General features: G+C 47.6%; 12 protein-coding genes. 5 read left to right on the top strand and 7 right to left on the bottom strand.

From position 1 onward, the window contains the following. Positions 1 to 366 precede the first annotated feature (366 nt). Positions 367 to 873, bottom strand: coding sequence for a hypothetical protein (locus AC5JL3_RS12690; RefSeq protein ID WP_496074834.1), 507 nt, complete (start codon positions 871 to 873; stop codon positions 367 to 369). Between the two features lie 119 nt (positions 874 to 992). On the opposite strand from AC5JL3_RS12690, the gene AC5JL3_RS12685 reads away from it, so the two are divergent. After that, complete coding sequence (locus AC5JL3_RS12685; RefSeq protein WP_496074833.1) at positions 993 to 2,216, top strand: hypothetical protein; 1,224 nt, start codon at positions 993 to 995, stop codon at positions 2,214 to 2,216. Positions 2,217 to 2,257: 41 nt separating this feature from the next. After that, on the top strand, positions 2,258 to 2,389 hold the full coding sequence (locus AC5JL3_RS12680; RefSeq protein WP_496074832.1) for a hypothetical protein: 132 nt from the start codon (positions 2,258 to 2,260) through the stop codon (positions 2,387 to 2,389). Between the two features lie 260 nt (positions 2,390 to 2,649). On the opposite strand, the gene AC5JL3_RS12675 is transcribed toward AC5JL3_RS12680, so the two are convergent. Both AC5JL3_RS12675 and AC5JL3_RS12670 read right to left on the bottom strand, forming a co-directional pair. Continuing rightward, the gene (locus AC5JL3_RS12675) at positions 2,650 to 3,066 is read right to left on the bottom strand and encodes a hypothetical protein (protein ID WP_496074831.1); all 417 of its coding nucleotides are present in this window, start codon (positions 3,064 to 3,066) and stop codon (positions 2,650 to 2,652) included. Then, positions 3,059 to 3,952: a pirin family protein gene (locus AC5JL3_RS12670; RefSeq protein ID WP_496074830.1), complete on the bottom strand. Its 894-nt coding sequence runs from the start codon at positions 3,950 to 3,952 to the stop codon at positions 3,059 to 3,061. The genes AC5JL3_RS12675 and AC5JL3_RS12670 overlap by 8 nt, the downstream gene beginning before the upstream one ends. A gap of 109 nt (positions 3,953 to 4,061) precedes the next feature. Between AC5JL3_RS12670 and AC5JL3_RS12665 the strand changes: the two genes are divergently transcribed. Continuing rightward, the gene (locus AC5JL3_RS12665; protein ID WP_496074829.1) at positions 4,062 to 4,616 is read left to right on the top strand and encodes a PadR family transcriptional regulator; all 555 of its coding nucleotides are present in this window, start codon (positions 4,062 to 4,064) and stop codon (positions 4,614 to 4,616) included. 361 nt (positions 4,617 to 4,977) lie between these two features. Here the strand turns inward: AC5JL3_RS12665 and AC5JL3_RS12660 are convergent, their stop codons facing one another. From AC5JL3_RS12660 to AC5JL3_RS12645, 4 genes are all read right to left on the bottom strand, one after another. Beyond that, positions 4,978 to 6,000 carry a patatin-like phospholipase family protein gene (locus AC5JL3_RS12660; RefSeq protein ID WP_496074828.1) on the bottom strand — a complete coding sequence of 341 codons (1,023 nt, stop codon included), beginning with the start codon at positions 5,998 to 6,000 and terminating at the stop codon, positions 4,978 to 4,980. 6 nt (positions 6,001 to 6,006) lie between these two features. Continuing rightward, positions 6,007 to 7,059, bottom strand: a complete 1,053-nt coding sequence (locus tag AC5JL3_RS12655) for a diguanylate cyclase regulator RdcB family protein (protein ID WP_496074827.1) — start codon at positions 7,057 to 7,059, stop codon at positions 6,007 to 6,009. Continuing rightward, entirely contained in the window at positions 7,059 to 9,404 is a 2,346-nt protein-coding gene (locus tag AC5JL3_RS12650; protein WP_496074826.1) for a dynamin family protein, read from the bottom strand. The genes AC5JL3_RS12655 and AC5JL3_RS12650 overlap by 1 nt, the downstream gene beginning before the upstream one ends. Before the next feature lie 262 nt (positions 9,405 to 9,666). Further along, a complete protein-coding gene (locus tag AC5JL3_RS12645; RefSeq protein ID WP_496074825.1) occupies positions 9,667 to 10,062 on the bottom strand; it encodes a hypothetical protein in 396 nt (131 codons plus the stop codon). 524 nt (positions 10,063 to 10,586) lie between these two features. Here AC5JL3_RS12645 and AC5JL3_RS12640 point away from each other — a divergent pair. Together AC5JL3_RS12640 and AC5JL3_RS12635 are read left to right on the top strand one after the other, a co-directional pair. Beyond that, positions 10,587 to 13,628, top strand: a complete 3,042-nt coding sequence (locus tag AC5JL3_RS12640) for a BPTD_3080 family restriction endonuclease (protein WP_496074824.1) — start codon at positions 10,587 to 10,589, stop codon at positions 13,626 to 13,628. Between the two features lie 14 nt (positions 13,629 to 13,642). Next, entirely contained in the window at positions 13,643 to 16,426 is a 2,784-nt protein-coding gene (locus tag AC5JL3_RS12635) for a site-specific DNA-methyltransferase (RefSeq protein WP_496074823.1), read from the top strand. Positions 16,427 to 16,452: the final 26 nt, after the last annotated feature.

The raw sequence follows: 16,452 nt of genomic DNA, 5'->3' as shown, positions 1-16,452 counted from the left end.
CAAGATGCCAGAACAATGAAATGAATGACGTAACTTAAAAAGTGGAGGAAGATATTGACCAAAGTGTAACCCGTTACCGAGAAGCCTTGCGTGAAGCTTGAGAGGATTGGCGAGTGCACCCACCTCTCAAATTTTTCGAGCTTCCTGTGAATTCACAGGAAGCTCGGCTTGTCAGGCGAGCGCACCAAACTACCCCATTTCACCCCCAACGCGATCGCGCCCCCTTAAACCGGACGACCACTTGCCCGATTTCGCCCAACGGCGAAGGTCGTGTTCGGGTTCGTCCATTGGTTTTCTCCGCTTTGCCTAACTATTTAGAGTCTAATTGGTACATCGACAACAATTTCCCACTTAAGCGAGCGCTTATCACTCGTCCGGTTTAGGGGAGAGCGCTTCCAAGGTGGAAGTAACTAACGGTTGCCCCTGCGCTAGCAATCCGCGTTTGGTGTCGTACTCAATGGGTGAGTGACTTCCCCAATTATCCGCTGTCTGCACCCTGAACAATTCTGGTGTCTGTGTTGGCACTAAAGCCACCGGAATTTTTTCTCCTGACGCGGTTGCCACTAGGTTGTGCGTCGGGAAGAAGCTACTGGGTGTTTCTTTGCTGTTGCTATGCTTCCCGGCTCGAAGTTGGGACGGAGCGATTGAGCGCTTTTGCTTTGTGGGCTGAGACTTTTTTGGATTAGTCGTGGCTTTAATCGTCTTGGGTTTGGGAGGACGACACTGTTCGCAGTACAGCGGTCTAGAGCCGAAAGTTTCCCGCACGGTGGGTGCAGAGCATTGCTTGCAGATGAACTTGAAGGTGCGGGTGTGAATTAGTCGGTTGTGAGCTTGTACCGTGTACTCTTTAACAAAAACGTACTTGCTAGGCATAGGGAACACACAATTCGATGATGAAAGAAGCAGCAAGCCACTCATAAAGAGTGGTTTTACTAGGCTAGAGGAAGATAGCCTTCCCTTAAATACCTTGCAAAGAAGAACGCTCCTGCCCGATGACCGAACACTTCCAACTCTCTCCACCTCCCGACGACTTACGCACACCCTTGGTGCAGTTAAAATCCCACTACGTGCAGCAGGTTCAGGAGTACGAAAAAAAGCTGGCGCTAGCTTTAGACAAGTTGGCGCATGTCGAAGCCCTGCTGGAAGGATGGTCAAGCGTTGAAGAACTGTCAGTGACACTTGAACTACCACACGCGGAGCCAGCAACTCCAACCCCGACAGCTTTTAGCGCTGCTATCAAGAGAAACGTGGAGAGCGATTCGAGTGATGCCGCCCAAAAAGATAGCTCCCTGATGTATGGCAATGGTCACGCCAGTGAGGTCGTCAACAACAGCGCCCTTCAAACTCATCAGGGGAATGGTGCATCTGACCACACCTCAATAGAAGAGCCGTCTTCTCCAAATCTGTTGGAGCAATTCCTTGACACCCTGAGTACCTCCAGCCGTACCTTGCTGAGTTTCTGTGTTGACTCTGGGGGGATTTCACTAACTGACAATACTGTTGGTGGTAAGACTTTATCCTTGGAGTGTCCGAACGAAGCCGTGTTTCGCCGTCTCAAGTTGAAGTTACCCGGTTTGGCTTCCAAATGGAATCGGTTCGTTGGTGAGGATGCCATTGTTGTGGGTTCAACGGCGAATAATCCCCTCGACACAAAGGAGTTGTCGTGGTCAAAAGAGGATTTAGCTCAAATGGAATTAGTTGTGGATAAGGTGTTTGAACTCCTGGGAGTGACTTACACCCAACTAAAACACCTTGGACACTCCTGGTTGGTCATTGTGCCCAACTCGGTGCTGACTCCACTTGGGTCTGAGGACTCACCGTTTGGGGAGCCACATCTTCCATCAACCACTACCAACACACAAATCAATGGCAGCCGCAACGGTAGTACTTCCTCGGAGGGGGTGGAAGATGTCGAAAGGCTTCCCAATTATCAGGGTATGAATCAAATAGAGGCGCTCTCACTCCTGTTAAGCGAACATTCGGGCACGGTGCTACACCTTGACTTTATTGTGCGCTCTCTCTATGGGGAATTAGAACCCTCACTCTTGAAAGTCATCAAGAATCGAGTCGGGAGTAGTCTGAAGCAGGGGGTAGAGCAAAAGTTGTGGGCGAAAGTCACTGACTCCCCTGGTTGCTACACAAAAGATTTAAGCTTGGTGGAACCCGCAGAACCCCTACAAGTCAAGCGCTCCGGTGAGGGTCGCTTGTTACAGTGATTGGGCAGCTCGATGATTTAGTCTGGAGGCGATCACCCAAAGTGAACCCTCCCGACCTTCCGTTAATATTAACGGAAGGTCGCGCTAGTGCAAGACAGGGGCGAGCCGATCGCATCATCCAACCCGTTGAGGTGGACAAAGGCTTTGCAAAAAAAATAAGAGAGTCACGCTAGGCGGCTCTCTCAATCATCAGGGTGCATCTACTAGCCTTATTATTACTTTCAGGCATGAGGGGTGTCACCCCCTATTTATGAATTCTTGATGAAGTGTAAGCTGGCATTGCCTTGATCTAGGGGGCGATCGCAGTTCTAAATTCCTTTAAGACTTCTACTCGTCGTGAAACTTGCAAAGACAGCGATCACACCTCCCTCGCTGCTCAACGGGATTACGCACTGCGAAAGCCTAACTCTGACAACTGCACGAACGGATTAACTTATTGATGAAAATCAGTAGCCAGCAGCGTCACAACATCGGCATGAGCTAACACCACATCAGGGTGGCGTTGAAACGCTGCATCATACTTCATTGCGAAATCATCCCCCAATTCATCTGGGGTCAGCCGGATACGAACATCACTCACCAGAGCAGCAATCACCTCTGAGGTCACAGGTTCCGATGCCTGTAGCAAATCATCAATTTGCACAATCAGTTCTGAGAGTCGATGTAACCAGGCAAATTGGTCGTGATTGATTACCAGTTGCAGCAATTCACCTCTGGAAACCTGTCCTCGGACTTGTTCATATATTAAACGCTCTGTATCCAGCAAAAGTTTGTGCAGACGTAGCAATTTAATTCGTAACTCGCTGAGTAATTGATGTTGAGCGATGCGTTGTTGAAGTATGTTAATCATGGATACGTCCCATCCTTCCATTGCGGTAGTCTTCAATCGCTTGCAGAATTTCGGCTTCAGTGTTCATCACAAAGGGACCATAGCGCACCACAGGCTCATTGAGTGGTACGCCGGCAATGAGCAGCAGGTCGAGGGGTTTTTCGGCATCAGCCGAGTTAGCAATCGTCACCTCTGGCCCATCCTGAGCAAAGAGCACCATTTGCCCATCATCACCACGCTCAAGCTCTGCCCCAAATAAGCCCGCTCCCTCTAGTACATAGGCAAAGGCGTTGTATTCCTTCGGCACAGGTTGAACAAGAGTTGCGCCGGGTTGCAGCGTCAAGTGCAGATAAATAATCGGTGTGCGCGTCTCAATCACCGCTTTTGCCCCTAACGCTTCTCCCGCAATGACCCGCACCGTCACGGAAGCATCCTCGGTTTGAGCCACGGGAATTTGAGCTGACGGAATTTCCTGATAGCGGGGTGGAATCATCTTGTCTTGTTGCGGCAAGTTCACCCACAGTTGAATTCCATGCAGCCGTCCACCACGGCGGGTAAACTCTGCCTCCGGCATTTCGGAATGCACGACACCTGCGCCAGCCGTCATCCACTGCACATCGCCGGAATTTAAGAGTCCGGCATGTCCTTGAGAATCCTTGTGTTCTAACCGTCCTTCCAGGACATAGCTAACGGTTTCAAAGCCACGATGGGGGTGGTCGGGTGCGCCTTTCGCCTGACCCGGTTTCAGATTAACAGGACCGAGTTCATCGAGGAGGAGAAACGGGTCGAACTCTGAGAAGCTGCTTTTTGGGAAAGGACGACGCACCAGGAATCCAGCCCCTTCTAGCGTCTCAACGCTGTTGATGATTCCGGCAACAGTTCGTAGCGTTTGAGTTGGCACGCTCATACAATTGCCTCCGATGATTGGACAAGTCTTTAGCTTGTCCTGTCCTATATATGATTAATCATATATTAGCATAGAGTTATATGAATATAACGAGTGGGGCTTTTCCCCCATGGAGTTCGGTAAACCGTTTATGTCTCTTGCCCACGTCATTCTCGGTCTTCTCCAGCAGCAGGAGAGGACAGGCTACGACCTCAAAACCGAGTGCTTTAACCAGTGCCTTGCCCACCTGTGGCCTGCCGATCAGGCGCAGATTTATCGCACATTAGACAAGCTAGAGGCGCAGGGTTGGATTGTCTGTACTGTTCAAATTCAGCAGGATCGTCCCAACCGTAAGGTTTACCAAATTACAGACACAGGCGTAGCCGAGTTAACCCAATGGCTCCAGACGCATCAACCCTTACCGATTCTACGAGAACCCTTGCTTGCACAACTTCACTTTGCCGCCCAATTACCGAATGAGGCGATTATCCCGCTGCTGGAGCAAGAGCTTGAGGCACGGCGCGAAAAGTTAGCCGAGTGCGAGGCGCTAGCGGCTTCATCCCTAGAGGCGACGACGGCTTCCCGTGAGCAGAAGATGCAGCGATTGGTAGTGGAGTTAGTGAGGCGGAGAGAACAAACCTATCTGGATTGGCTAAACGATGCCATAGAAACGCTCCGAAGCTAGGTGTTCAGGAGTTTGTGAGCTTGGGCTGTTGTCTGGTTCAATAGGTTATAGAAAATTTCCTTTGCTCTGTTGTTGTGTGAAGTTGGCTCTTTACACAGTGCGATCGCACTTCATGACACAATAACTTGCTTGAAGCCTAGTTCCGATAACTCATATAACCGGAGCCATAGCGCAATCGCCTGCTGTTGTACCAAAAACTTCAACACAAGGGGTTATAGGGACATAGAAAAAGTGACAGGTTTTTGGTACACCGCCAGGGGTTGAAAGGTAGGTTGAAGGTGGGTCACCTTGGTATACCATCAATCGGTCGTTTACTGGTATGCCCTCAACGGTTTTAGATAGTTGAAATAGAAGAGCCATCTCAACTTAAAGGGGAGTCATTCAGCAGTTGTTGCGTCGAGGACATCAGTGAATTGTGAGACTGACGTTGGGCTTGAACACTCCTGAAAGTTGCGATAATTGGCTCTAAACAACGTCTAGCATCTTCGTAGCCACGCTTTTTGAGTTCTGTGATGCGTTCAGCACTAAAGTCAAGCAGACTACTAACTGACCCAAGAATGGGAGTGTCAAACGTGTTAATTGGTTGTTCGGGTCGGATTTCAATAAGAGTCTGCTGTGCAAAGTCGTGGCGGTTCCATGTTTCTCCATTACCTAAGTGAATGACAATCGCCTGAGTGCATCCTCGCGCCGCCAAAGCTCCAAGGGGGATATTATCGCCTAACGCTCCATCAACATAAAACTGACCGTTAATTTCCCGTTGGGGAAATGCTAGGGGAATTGCGGCACTGGCAAGGAGTACATTGTAAAGAGTTTCGTCATCCTGAAAGTTCTGAGCGCAAAGCCATTGTGCTTTTGTGCCAGTCCTAGCGCGAATCAGATCGACCAAGTTCATCAGTAAGTCGTAATTGATGCCTGGGATTTTCAGTGCCGGAAAGACCGTTACCCATAACTCAACACCCTGTCGCAAATCGGCTAAGTCTACGGCTTCGCGTAACAGTCGCTCGATCGGTTCTGGGTCAAAGATGGCTGTAGAGTCTGGCAGTAACTGTAGCTGCATCAACAAATCGAGCGACCACTTTTGGAAGGTTGGTACTAAGGTTTGAGCCGCGTAGCTTAACGTCCTCAGTACTGTACCCGTATTGGGACGTAGAATCTGTTCGTAACCCAGTCGCTCCCAAAGTTCGTTCAGGCGACGGACACCCTGCTCAAAGGGTGGATGTGCTGCTAAAACGGCACCGTTAAGAGCGCCAATACTAGTACCAGCAATGATTTGTGGTTCTATGGCTGTTTCTTCGGCAAGATACTTGAGCGCACCAGCTTGATAGGCTCCTTTGGCACCGCCACCCACCAAGACCAACCCAACTTGCGTATTTGCAGATTGCATAAATTTTCAACTCCTCGACAAGAGGGCTACAGAGTCATTGGCTGTTTCTTCAACCACGGCGGTAACAAATTCGCGGGCATCCGTGACGCGGGAGATAGAGTCAATTTGGTTGCGACACAGAGATAGTGCGATTTGACCGGGTTTAGAAGGTCTAGCTTCTTCTGGGAGTGTTGCGAGTTCTAGGGTTGTTCCAATAGCAAACAATCGCGGTGTATTAGTAAGGCGTTGTTGCGGGATTGAGCGAATTTCGAGTAAGGCGGCACAGAGGTTGCGATCGCTTTTTTCCATTTCTACCCAAGAATGGTCTAGCAAGTCAGCCAGTCCAAAGAAGCTTTGAGGCAGTTGTTTGCTGGTTGAGAGAATTTTATTAACCAGTAACGAGCGATACCCAGTTGTATCTCCCGTTTCCAGTTCATACGCCGCAACGGAACTGCTAAAGACTTCCCGCGCTAATAAGGCAACTTGCACAGCCCAAGGCAGGTTGGTATAAGTTTGTTTGGCTGCCCAAGCAGTGACAATTCGGTCTAAGTCTTCATTGGCAGCCACTCGCACTTCCAGCGATCGTACTCTCGCTTCCAGTTCGTTGAGTCTCGTGCCAACTTGTTGAGCGAGGCGCTCAAGTCCTTGACCCAGTGCCAGCAGTGCTTCTTCTTGCATTTGCAATCTTTGTTTTTGGCGGCGAATGGCATCACGCGCTTCTAGTAAGGACTGCTGGGTAACTTCCAGGGCGACTTGGCTTATACGAAGTGAGTCACTGAGTTCTAGTACCCATTGGTGCAAAGCTTCTTCACCTGTGATTAGGTTGCCATCCAAGAGGATTTGGCGTTTGCGATCGCTTCCATTTAGTGTGTCTAGCAGTTGCCCAAAGAAACCTCGATTCTTGCGATAGCGGATGAGGTCTTTGCTAACTTGAATGCCGTTAACCAGGTCAATCAAAGCTTTATCCCCAACGACAGGAACTCGGCACTGGAGTTCTTCAAGGTGACGGGTAAACTGGCTGGAGATACTCGCGTTTTGCCCAAGCCTGCCTGATTTAGAGAGATCTGAAAGATTGGTCATCACCTACCCGGCATCAACTCGTTTGTGCGTTTGATATAGATGTCTGTTTTTTTTATTTGTTCCATAGACTGTGAGCCTATGGACTCAAGTTCGCCCATTAATTTTCCCTTTTCGTCAAGAGACAATCTCTGGTCTTGCTGTGCCTGCCTCAAACTATCTCGATAGTTACTCAGATAATGATCGAGATTGTTAAAAAATGTATCAATCCGCTGCTGAAAGTCTTCATCTAGGTACTGGTTCATTCCTTGTTTAATCGTTTCAATATTTTGCTCGATAAAGCTATTAGATTCTTTAATTATTTCTTTCAATGATACAGTGTAAAAATTCTCTTTTTTTTGAGACTTTTCAACTTTTTGTTCAAAAGGAACAATCCAAAGCCAGTGCCACCACTCTCTTTTTTTAACAATTTCATGACCTTGGTCTACCATTCTAAAACCACTTTTGATGCGGGGCTTAACGAAAGTCATCTCAGCGGGCTTAAGTGTTGGGGTCGGCAAGGATAAATTTAGGTTAAAACCTTCATTTAAGCGCTGATTTGCTTGCTCAATAATGGGTTGGGTTTCACTGACTAACTCAGTTATCAACTTTTGACGCGACTGCTCAATTATATTTTCTACTTGTTGACGAACATTGTTTAACAAGCTCTCGGCTCTTTGCTTTGGGTAAGTTATTGCCAATGTTGCAAATTTTTCTGCGTCGTCAGAACTACTGAATTCAATTATGCCAGTCTGTTTATAGCTTCCTCTTAGCTCAAGAGTATTCAAAATGTTACCAATACCCCTTGCTACCTTTTTGAATACCCCAGAGCGTTGGTACTCTTCTTCACTAAAAAAAGTCTCTATGCTGACTGTTGCTTTGTCTTTTAGAACTTCTAATATTCTGTTGAGTTCATTATGAAGGTGAGTCTTAATTTTATCGACTTCTCTTAACTGAGTGCGACACAATTCAAGGCGATGTAAATCTGCTTCTAGTGCCCCTACCTCAAGTCGTAGTTTCTCTTCATCTTTGGCAATGGCACTACCTCGGAGTTGTACATCGTCATGGAGTTCCATAAGACGACTATAAGCAATATTGAGCGCCGACTTCATGCACCTCGGTGCAGCGCGTTCCATGAGGCCATTAATTGCCTTTTCTACGAATGGGGCAAAACCTGACTCTTTCCAAAGATACTCTGCTTCATCTTGGAGATCTTCTACACTTACCCTGTTCAGTTTGGCTTCCCACCTTGAACCAAGTGCTTGTTGAGCTAAGGCTCGTGCTGTTGTCATCTGAGCAAGATCAAGGCTTGGATACTGTTGGAGTTCTAACAGGAAGTTAGTAGCACAAAAAGCCCATCTTGCAGCTATTTCAAACACTCGGTTGGTTTCACCAGAGCCACCTATCCCAAATTCAGCAGCGACAAACTGCCGTACTTGCTCTGGGGTCATGTCACCCTCTGTACGCTGGTCAACCTTATTGATTAGAACGTAAAGGTTTTCCTTTCCTCTGAGTTGGATTACCCTCTCAACATCTTTTTTAACTTGCTGTGCTGCTTCTGTCTTTAATTGAGTAAAATCCAGAACAATCAATACCAAGGAACTTTTCTGAAGCTGCTCATAAACGACATTCAGCAGTCTGAGGTTTTCTCCAGCTTCATTAGGGCCAGGAGTATCTATGATAACTAGGTTACCTAATTGGTTTGATTGCTCAGTTGTCTGTGAGTGCCAGAAAGGAGTGTAAATGCGAGGAACCTCCAGGAGAGACTGAAGCGGGTCGGCTAGGGGTTCGATCACGCTACATAACCGGATTAAGTCGTTCAGCTCAGTTAAGGTTTGAGTAATCTGTGAGCGCCCTACAGTTTTGGCAGGGATTGAAACCACTCCCATTGCTTGGATTTTCTCCAGCAGTTGTGCCAGATGTGGGTACTGAGCAATCTTTGAATGCCCTCGATCCTCTAAGGTATCAATCTTGCGCTTTAAAGCTAGAAGCGTCTCTTGAAAAACTGCCAAGATTTGGGGAGTCAGGATTAAGATTGGCTCTGATAACTCAGTGTAAAAGACAATTTCAGTGGGAAGTGTCGTCATCGCTGCATTACGACTCGGCAAAATATCTTGTCCAACAATTGCATTGATGATTGTGGATTTACCTGCCTTCATCGGTGCAACAATTGCCATTCTCAGCGCCAAATCTTTTACATTGCTGGTAGCATCGTTGATTTCCTGCTGCAATTCCCCATACTTTTTGCCAGCACTATCGGAACCGAGGGCGCTACTAGCGCGACCCATTAGGGCATCGATTTGCCCCAATAACTCGATAACATCTTTTTGCAGGTCTTGAACATTGGGCTTGAGGGCATCAGAAACCATCGGCTTTTTTCCTGAGACGAGAGCTGCATTAACAGGCTAGTGAAATAGGCATCGTCTCAGCTTAGCCTTTGTTCAACAGACATCGGTTCTGTAAAAATACCTGTATTGCTCAGCCAAATAGCCTAAGTTCCGTGAAAATCCTGAGATGGCATCAAAAGTAGGACGTTGTGGGGTTCTACGTCACGTTCTGGGGAATCTGCTCTAAATCTGGAGAATAAGGCTTGTCCCTTCCCTCCACTCGGCACATAATTATGTCTATGTGTTAAAGGCTCTCCAACACAAATCCTGACATCGGTTCTCCACGGTTGGTCAGTCCTTTCTTTCTGTGATACTTAATAATGCTTTCCCCAGCAAACCAATCTAGAGCTGTCCTGACAAAAAACCACCCCTTCTCTGATGCTGCCTCTAAAGCGACGGGCGTTATCTTGCCCGTCGAATCAACTAGGTTATGTGTTGGCACAAAGTCACCTCGTTCTGGCGGTCGGGTATCTCCATTGGGGTGTTTTTTACGGGGACTGCACTTGAGGCAATACTTCGGTGGATGACCTGGATACACATCACGAGTCGTGACTTGATTGCATTTAGCACAGGTAAAGGTGATGGGTTTGGTGTAAATGGTTCTGGTGTGCGCTCGGATGACGAAGGTTTTGCTGGGCATGACGGGAAAAGAGCAAGTATTTACTAATCAATCCAGAATCCCTCAAATCGGCAGGAAGACAACGCCGCGTACTTGACCGTGTGATGGATATTCACATGTCCCTAGTAATCTTGGATTGCCAGAGTATCATGCCCCTTCATTGCCAAGTAATATCCACAGCCGTGTACTTAACTGGTGGGGGAGGACTGGAAAGGGTAGCCCTGTCACTTAAGAGGCTCTAAGCAGAGACTATGATTGACCAGTAATACACTAAATTGACTTGTAATACAGTAAATATCGTACTTAAGAAAGAGCCAAAAGCTCATTCAGGTAGGAACCATAAGAAAGAACTGAGCTACATTTTGCCTTTCCAACTGGCACGCTGAATATTCTCACAAATTGAGCAGGGCTGCAATTTGCTTTTTCAAAACTAAAGAGTCTGTGGCAATCAGGGTTTGCAGGTCGTGATTAACCAGCCAACTGGTTAATGATTCTGTGCGTCTACCTTTCTCTAACAGAAGTTGAAAGGTTAAGGAGCCGCTGCTTTGAAGCAGGTCGTCATTGAAAATCCTATTATCAATTCAGCTTTTTCTGAACCCAAACGACACTTCCGCTTTGATGATGAAGGGATTACTAATGAAATTGTTGAAGCTCGTCGTACTAGTCATTACTTTATTCCCATTGCCAAACCTAAGAAGAAGGGGAAGCAAGCTCAACAACTAGAGTTAGACCTAGGAGAATGGACTTCTGACCGCATAGAAGAGAACAAGTTCATTAACCGAGTCCGCGAGCGCGTCTCCTTATGGCGACGGGGCGGATATGTTGGCGTTACCCCCACGACACGGCGCTTACTGGAATACTGGACAAACCCAGAGCGAGAACGGCGATTATATTTCTGCCAAATTGAAGCACTAGAGACAGTCATCTACATCACTGAGATAGCTAAGAAGCACGGTGATAACTGGATTGATAATGAGCTGCGACAGTTCAATGCAGATGCCAACCCGCTGCTGTTCCGTATGGCTTGTAAGATGGCGACGGGTACGGGCAAAACGGTTGTGATGTCGATGCTGATTGCTTGGCATACCCTCAACAAGATTGCCAACCCTCAGAACCGCCTCTTCAGTGATGCTTTTTTGGTCGTAACGCCAGGGATTACTGTACGCGATCGCCTGCGGGTTCTTCAACCGAATGATGCAGAGACTTACTACAAAAAGCTGGATTTAGTGCCACCAGACCTCATGCCGGAATTGGACAAAGCCAAGATTGTCCTTACCAACTATCATGCCTTTGGGCTGAGGGAAAAAACTAGCGCTGGCAAGCTAACCAAGGACATTCTGACTCAAGGAAAACAGAGTCCCTTTACCGAAACACCAGACGAAATGGTGCGGCGAGTCTGTAAGGCTCTTGGCAATAAGAAAAACATTATTGTTATTAACGATGAGGCTCATCACTGCTACCGCCGTCGTGTCGGAGATGATGACGCCAAGCTCAAAGGGGATGATCGAAAAGAAGCTGAGAAGCGGAATGACGAGGCTAGGCGTTGGATTTCTGGCATTGAAGCGGTTGTCAACAAAATCGGTGTCAAGGTTGTTTATGACTTGTCTGCTACGCCCTTCTTCCTCAAAGGTTCTGGCTATTCTGAAGGCAATCTATTTCCTTGGGTCGTATCGGATTTCTCCCTGATTGACGCGATTGAGAGTGGCATCGTCAAAATCCCCCGCGTCCCTGTGTCAGACGACAACATGAAGGGGGAACTGCCAACTTACCGCAGCATCTGGACTCTGATTCGCGACCATCTCCCCAAGAAAGGACGACGCACTGTAGACGAGAGTAAGTCTACACCTGAACCGAAACTGCCTAAAGAGTTAGAGGGAGCCTTACAGAGTCTTTATAGTAACTATGAAAAGGCTTATCAGCAGTGGGCATCAAATGCTGATGCTCAAGCTAGAGGCATCACATTGCCAGTTTTCATCGTTGTTTGCAATAACACCAATGTGTCAAAGCTTGTTTATGACTACATATCTGGTTGGAACACTGGCAAAAAATACCCGGATGATAGACCTGTTCTTGCTCCTGGAGCGCTAAAACTCTTCAGCAACGTTGAGAACGGGCATTGGACAGCTCGACCAAACACCATCCTGGTAGACAGCGAACAACTGGAATCAGGTGAGGCAATGAGTGCCGAGTTTAAGAAGATTGCGGCACAGGAAATTGAAGAGTTTAAAGCGGAGTATCGAGAACGGTATCCAGGGCAAGACCCAGAAAAAATCAGCGCGGAGGAGCTACTGCGCGAAGTACTAAACACAGTTGGGAAACCGGGCAAGCTCGGCGAACAAGTCAGGTGTGTTGTCTCTGTCTCGATGCTGACTGAGGGATGGGATGCCAACACCGTTACCCACATTCTAGGGGTGAGAGCCTTTGGCACTCAACTGTTGTGCGAACAGGTTGTGGGTCGGGGGCTACGACGGATTAGTTATGCCGTCAACGAGCAGGGGATGTACGAACCGGAATATGCTGAGGTCTACGGCGTTCCCTTTGCCTTTATTCCCTGTGCAGGTTCTAACAAAACCCCCAAGCGAGGTCCGCTGCCCACCCGTGTCCGTGCTTTGGAAGAACGCATTGCCTTCGAGATTACATTCCCAAGGGTTATTGGCTATCGCTACAACATTACTGAAGAGAAACTCAAGCCCAAGCCTAACTTCACCGCTGTTTGTAAGTACACGCTTTCGACGGCTGACCTACCCACTCAGACCGAGAATGCGCCAATTGTCGGTCAGTCTAGCATTCATACGCTGGACGAGTTGCGTTTGCGTCGGGAACAAGAAGTCACGTTCTTACTGGCAAAACTGACCCTGGAAAAATACTTCCGTTACGACGGTACTAAGAAAGAAGACCGACCCGCAGTACATCAATTCGATTCAGAGGTGCAGGCTTGGTTGTTCCCTCAAGTGTTGCAGATTGCCAAGCACTGGATGGAGGAGTGCGTCACCTACAAAGCCAATACTTATCCACAGTTACTGCTGCTCAATGAGTTTGCCCATGATGCCGCCGATTGTATCTATCGTGCGATCGCTAGTGGCGAGTCTAAGAAATCCCTAAAGCCAATTCTGCGACCCTATGACACATTCGGCTCAACTCGTTACGTTGACTTTGACACTGCCCGTCCTGTTTATGCTACTGACCCCAACAAGTGCCATGTTTCTCATGTGGTAGCAGACACCGACTCCTGGGAACAGAAGACAGCGCAGGTACTGGAAGACATGGATGAGGTGGTTTGCTACGTCAAAAATCACAACCTGGGATTCACGATTCCCTACACGCTCAATGGAGAGCAGAAGAACTACATTCCAGACTTCATCGTGCGATTCAATGACGGGCGTGAAGACCGGCTGAATTTGATTGTAGAGGTATCGGGTGAAGCCCGGAGAGATAAAGCTGCCAAAGTTGCCACAGTCCGAACGCTTTGGGTGCCAGCGGTGAATAATCACGGTGGGTTAGGACGCTGGGCATTTTTAGAAATTTCCGATCCGTGGGATGCCGAGAATACGATTCGTGCTGCCCTTAACAGTGGGCAGTTTAACTGAGGAAGAAACTAGCCATGCCAAAAAAGACAACTCAAAACTCTACAAATATTGAAAGCGTTCGCCATAAAGATAAACGGGCTAATATCCCCACAGAGGAATTACGCGATTTTATTTCTGACGAACAGAAGACACCCAAGACAATCCTATATCCTCGTGATGAATCCCTAGACCCGCAGTTGGTGTGGAAGGGGAAAGATGAGCAGGACAGCAGAGAGTTAGAGGTTCCTGCTGTACCGATTTACATTCAGGAAAAGATTCACCCCCAAGCCATCATTGAAGACTTTCGCACCCAAGCTAAAAAGGAGCAGTCTGAACAACAACTCAGTCTGTTTGGTGACTTCAATGGGTTGGAGTTTGAAAAGCTAATTGACTTCTACCAGCACAAAGACGGAGTGAAGTGGGCGAATCGGATGATTCTTGGTGATTCCCTGCTGGTAATGAATTCACTGGCAGAGAAAGAAGGGTTAAAGGGTAAGGTGCAGATGATTTACATCGATCCACCCTATGGGATTAAGTTTGGCTCTAACTGGCAAGTATCGACTCGGAAGCGAGACGTGAAGGATGGTAAATCTGAGGAAGTTACTCGCCAACCGGAACAGGTTAAGGCATTCCGGGATACGTGGGAAAAAGGTATTAATTCTTATCTAGCTTATCTGCGCGATCGCCTGATATTGGCAAGAGAGTTACTGACGGAAACTGGTAGTATCTTTGTCCAGATCGGAGATGAGAATGTGCATCTTGTTAGGTGTTTGCTGGATGAGGTGTTTGGGAGCGAAAACTTTTTTGCTCAAATCAACTTTAAGAGTTCTGCAACCCTGAGTCAAAGTGGAATAGCTAAAACATATGATTACATAGTTTGGTATGCGAAAGATATAGAAAAAATTAAGTTCCGTCCTCTTTATCTAGAAAGAAATATCAGTAATGATAAAGAATACCGATTTATTGATGATTACGCCACTCCTGAAGGATATCGTAGAATCTCAGATAAAGAATTTAATCGGTTGCCGAACTATGCTGGAGTGTTTCGCAGACTCCAGTTAACTTCGTCGGGTTTTACTCCGTCCTGTATTTTTGATTTTACTTTTAGAGGAGTCAAAGCAAAACCGTATGGGGGGAAAAGCTGGCGAACTAATCATAAAGGTATCGAAACATTAATAAAAGCCAACAGGCTCTTTATTCTTGGAAATGTTCCCCAATACAAGCTTTATTACGATGATTATTCTTGCGTTCAAATTGAGAATAGTTGGTCTGATCAGCCCACAGGAACATCGAGAATATATGCTGTACAAACAGCAGAAAAATTCATACAGAGATGCCTTCTCATGTCTACAGACCCTGGTGATTTGGTTCTAGATCCTACATGTGGATCAGGTACTAGTGCCTACGTCGCTGAGCAGTGGGGCAGACGTTGGATTACCATTGATACCAGTCGTGTTGCCCTAGCACTCGCTAGAACTCGCCTGATGTCAGCCAAATATCCTTACTACCTGCTGGCAGACTCTCCTGAAGGCATTCAGAAGGAAGCTGAAATCACAGGACAACTGCCACCGACACTGCCGAAAACAGAAGGCGATATCAAAAAAGGCTTTGTTTATGAGCGCGTTCCACACATAACTTTGGGAGCGATCGCCAACAATCCAGAAATCGACACCATCCATGCCAAGTGGCAGGAACAACTAGAAACCATCCGCACCCAGCTTAACCAGTTGCTCAAGAAATCCTGGGAAGAATGGGAAATTCCCCGCGAACCTCAAGAGAAATGGTCACAGCAAGTAAAAGACTTGCTACAAGAGTGGTGGGAACTCCGACAGCAGCGGCAGCGGGAAATCGATCAGTCAATTTCCCGTCAGGCTGATACTGAAATCCTCTACGACCAACCCTACGACGATAATAAGCGCCTCCGTGTCACTGGCCCGTTCACAGTCGAAAGTCTTTCACCCCACCGCGTCTTATCCAGTGATGAAGAACGCCCCGCATCTGAAGCCGAAGGGCAGCAGCAAGCTTCTGACCAGTTTGAGATTAGGATTATCGAGAACCTGAAGAAAGCTGGGGTACAGAATACCATCAAGAACGAGCGTTTAAAGTTTGATTTCCTAGAACCTCATGCTGGCACTTGGCTACACGCTACAGGCGAGTACACCGAGAAAGATGACACCGTGAAGCGCGTCGCCGTCTCTATTGGTCCAGAGTACGGTACGGTTGGTTCAGACCAGATTAAGGAAGCTGCCAAAGAAGCGGTAAGAGGATTGGGGTATGAACTCCTGATTGTCTGCGGTTTTGCTTTTGACCCTGGTGTTTCTGAGGAATCAAAACGCTTTGGCAAACTCACCGTGCTGCCGACCAAAATGAATCCCGACCTGCTACTGGGTGATGAACTGCTCAAGAAAACCAGTGCTGCCAACCTGTTCATGGTGTTCGGAGAGCCAGATATTGAACTTAAGTGTCAGGACGGTCGGTTAGTAGTGACGCTCCAAGGTTTGGATATTTACGATCCGACCACAGGTGAGATTCGCAGCAGTTCTCCTGATGAAATTGCTTGTTGGTTCATTGATACCAACTACAACGGTGAAAGTTTCTTTGTTCGTCACGCCTACTTTACTGGAGCTGACCAACCCTATGAAAAACTGAAGCGGGTTCTAAGAGCAGAGATTGATGAATCCGCTTGGTCAGCCCTCTACTCGACTACCAGCCGACCTTTTGACCCTCCCCAAGGTAAAGACGGAAAACCTGGGAAGATTGCCATCAAGGTGATTAACCACTATGGGGATGAAGTACTCAAGGTTTATGAGGTGGCGTGAGGAGCGAGCGCTCCCTCTCTAACCCG

This window comes from Symplocastrum torsivum, assembly GCF_059505465.1.
Note: the sequence above shows the minus strand (reverse complement) of the source record. Positions and strands in the feature narration are given on the sequence as shown.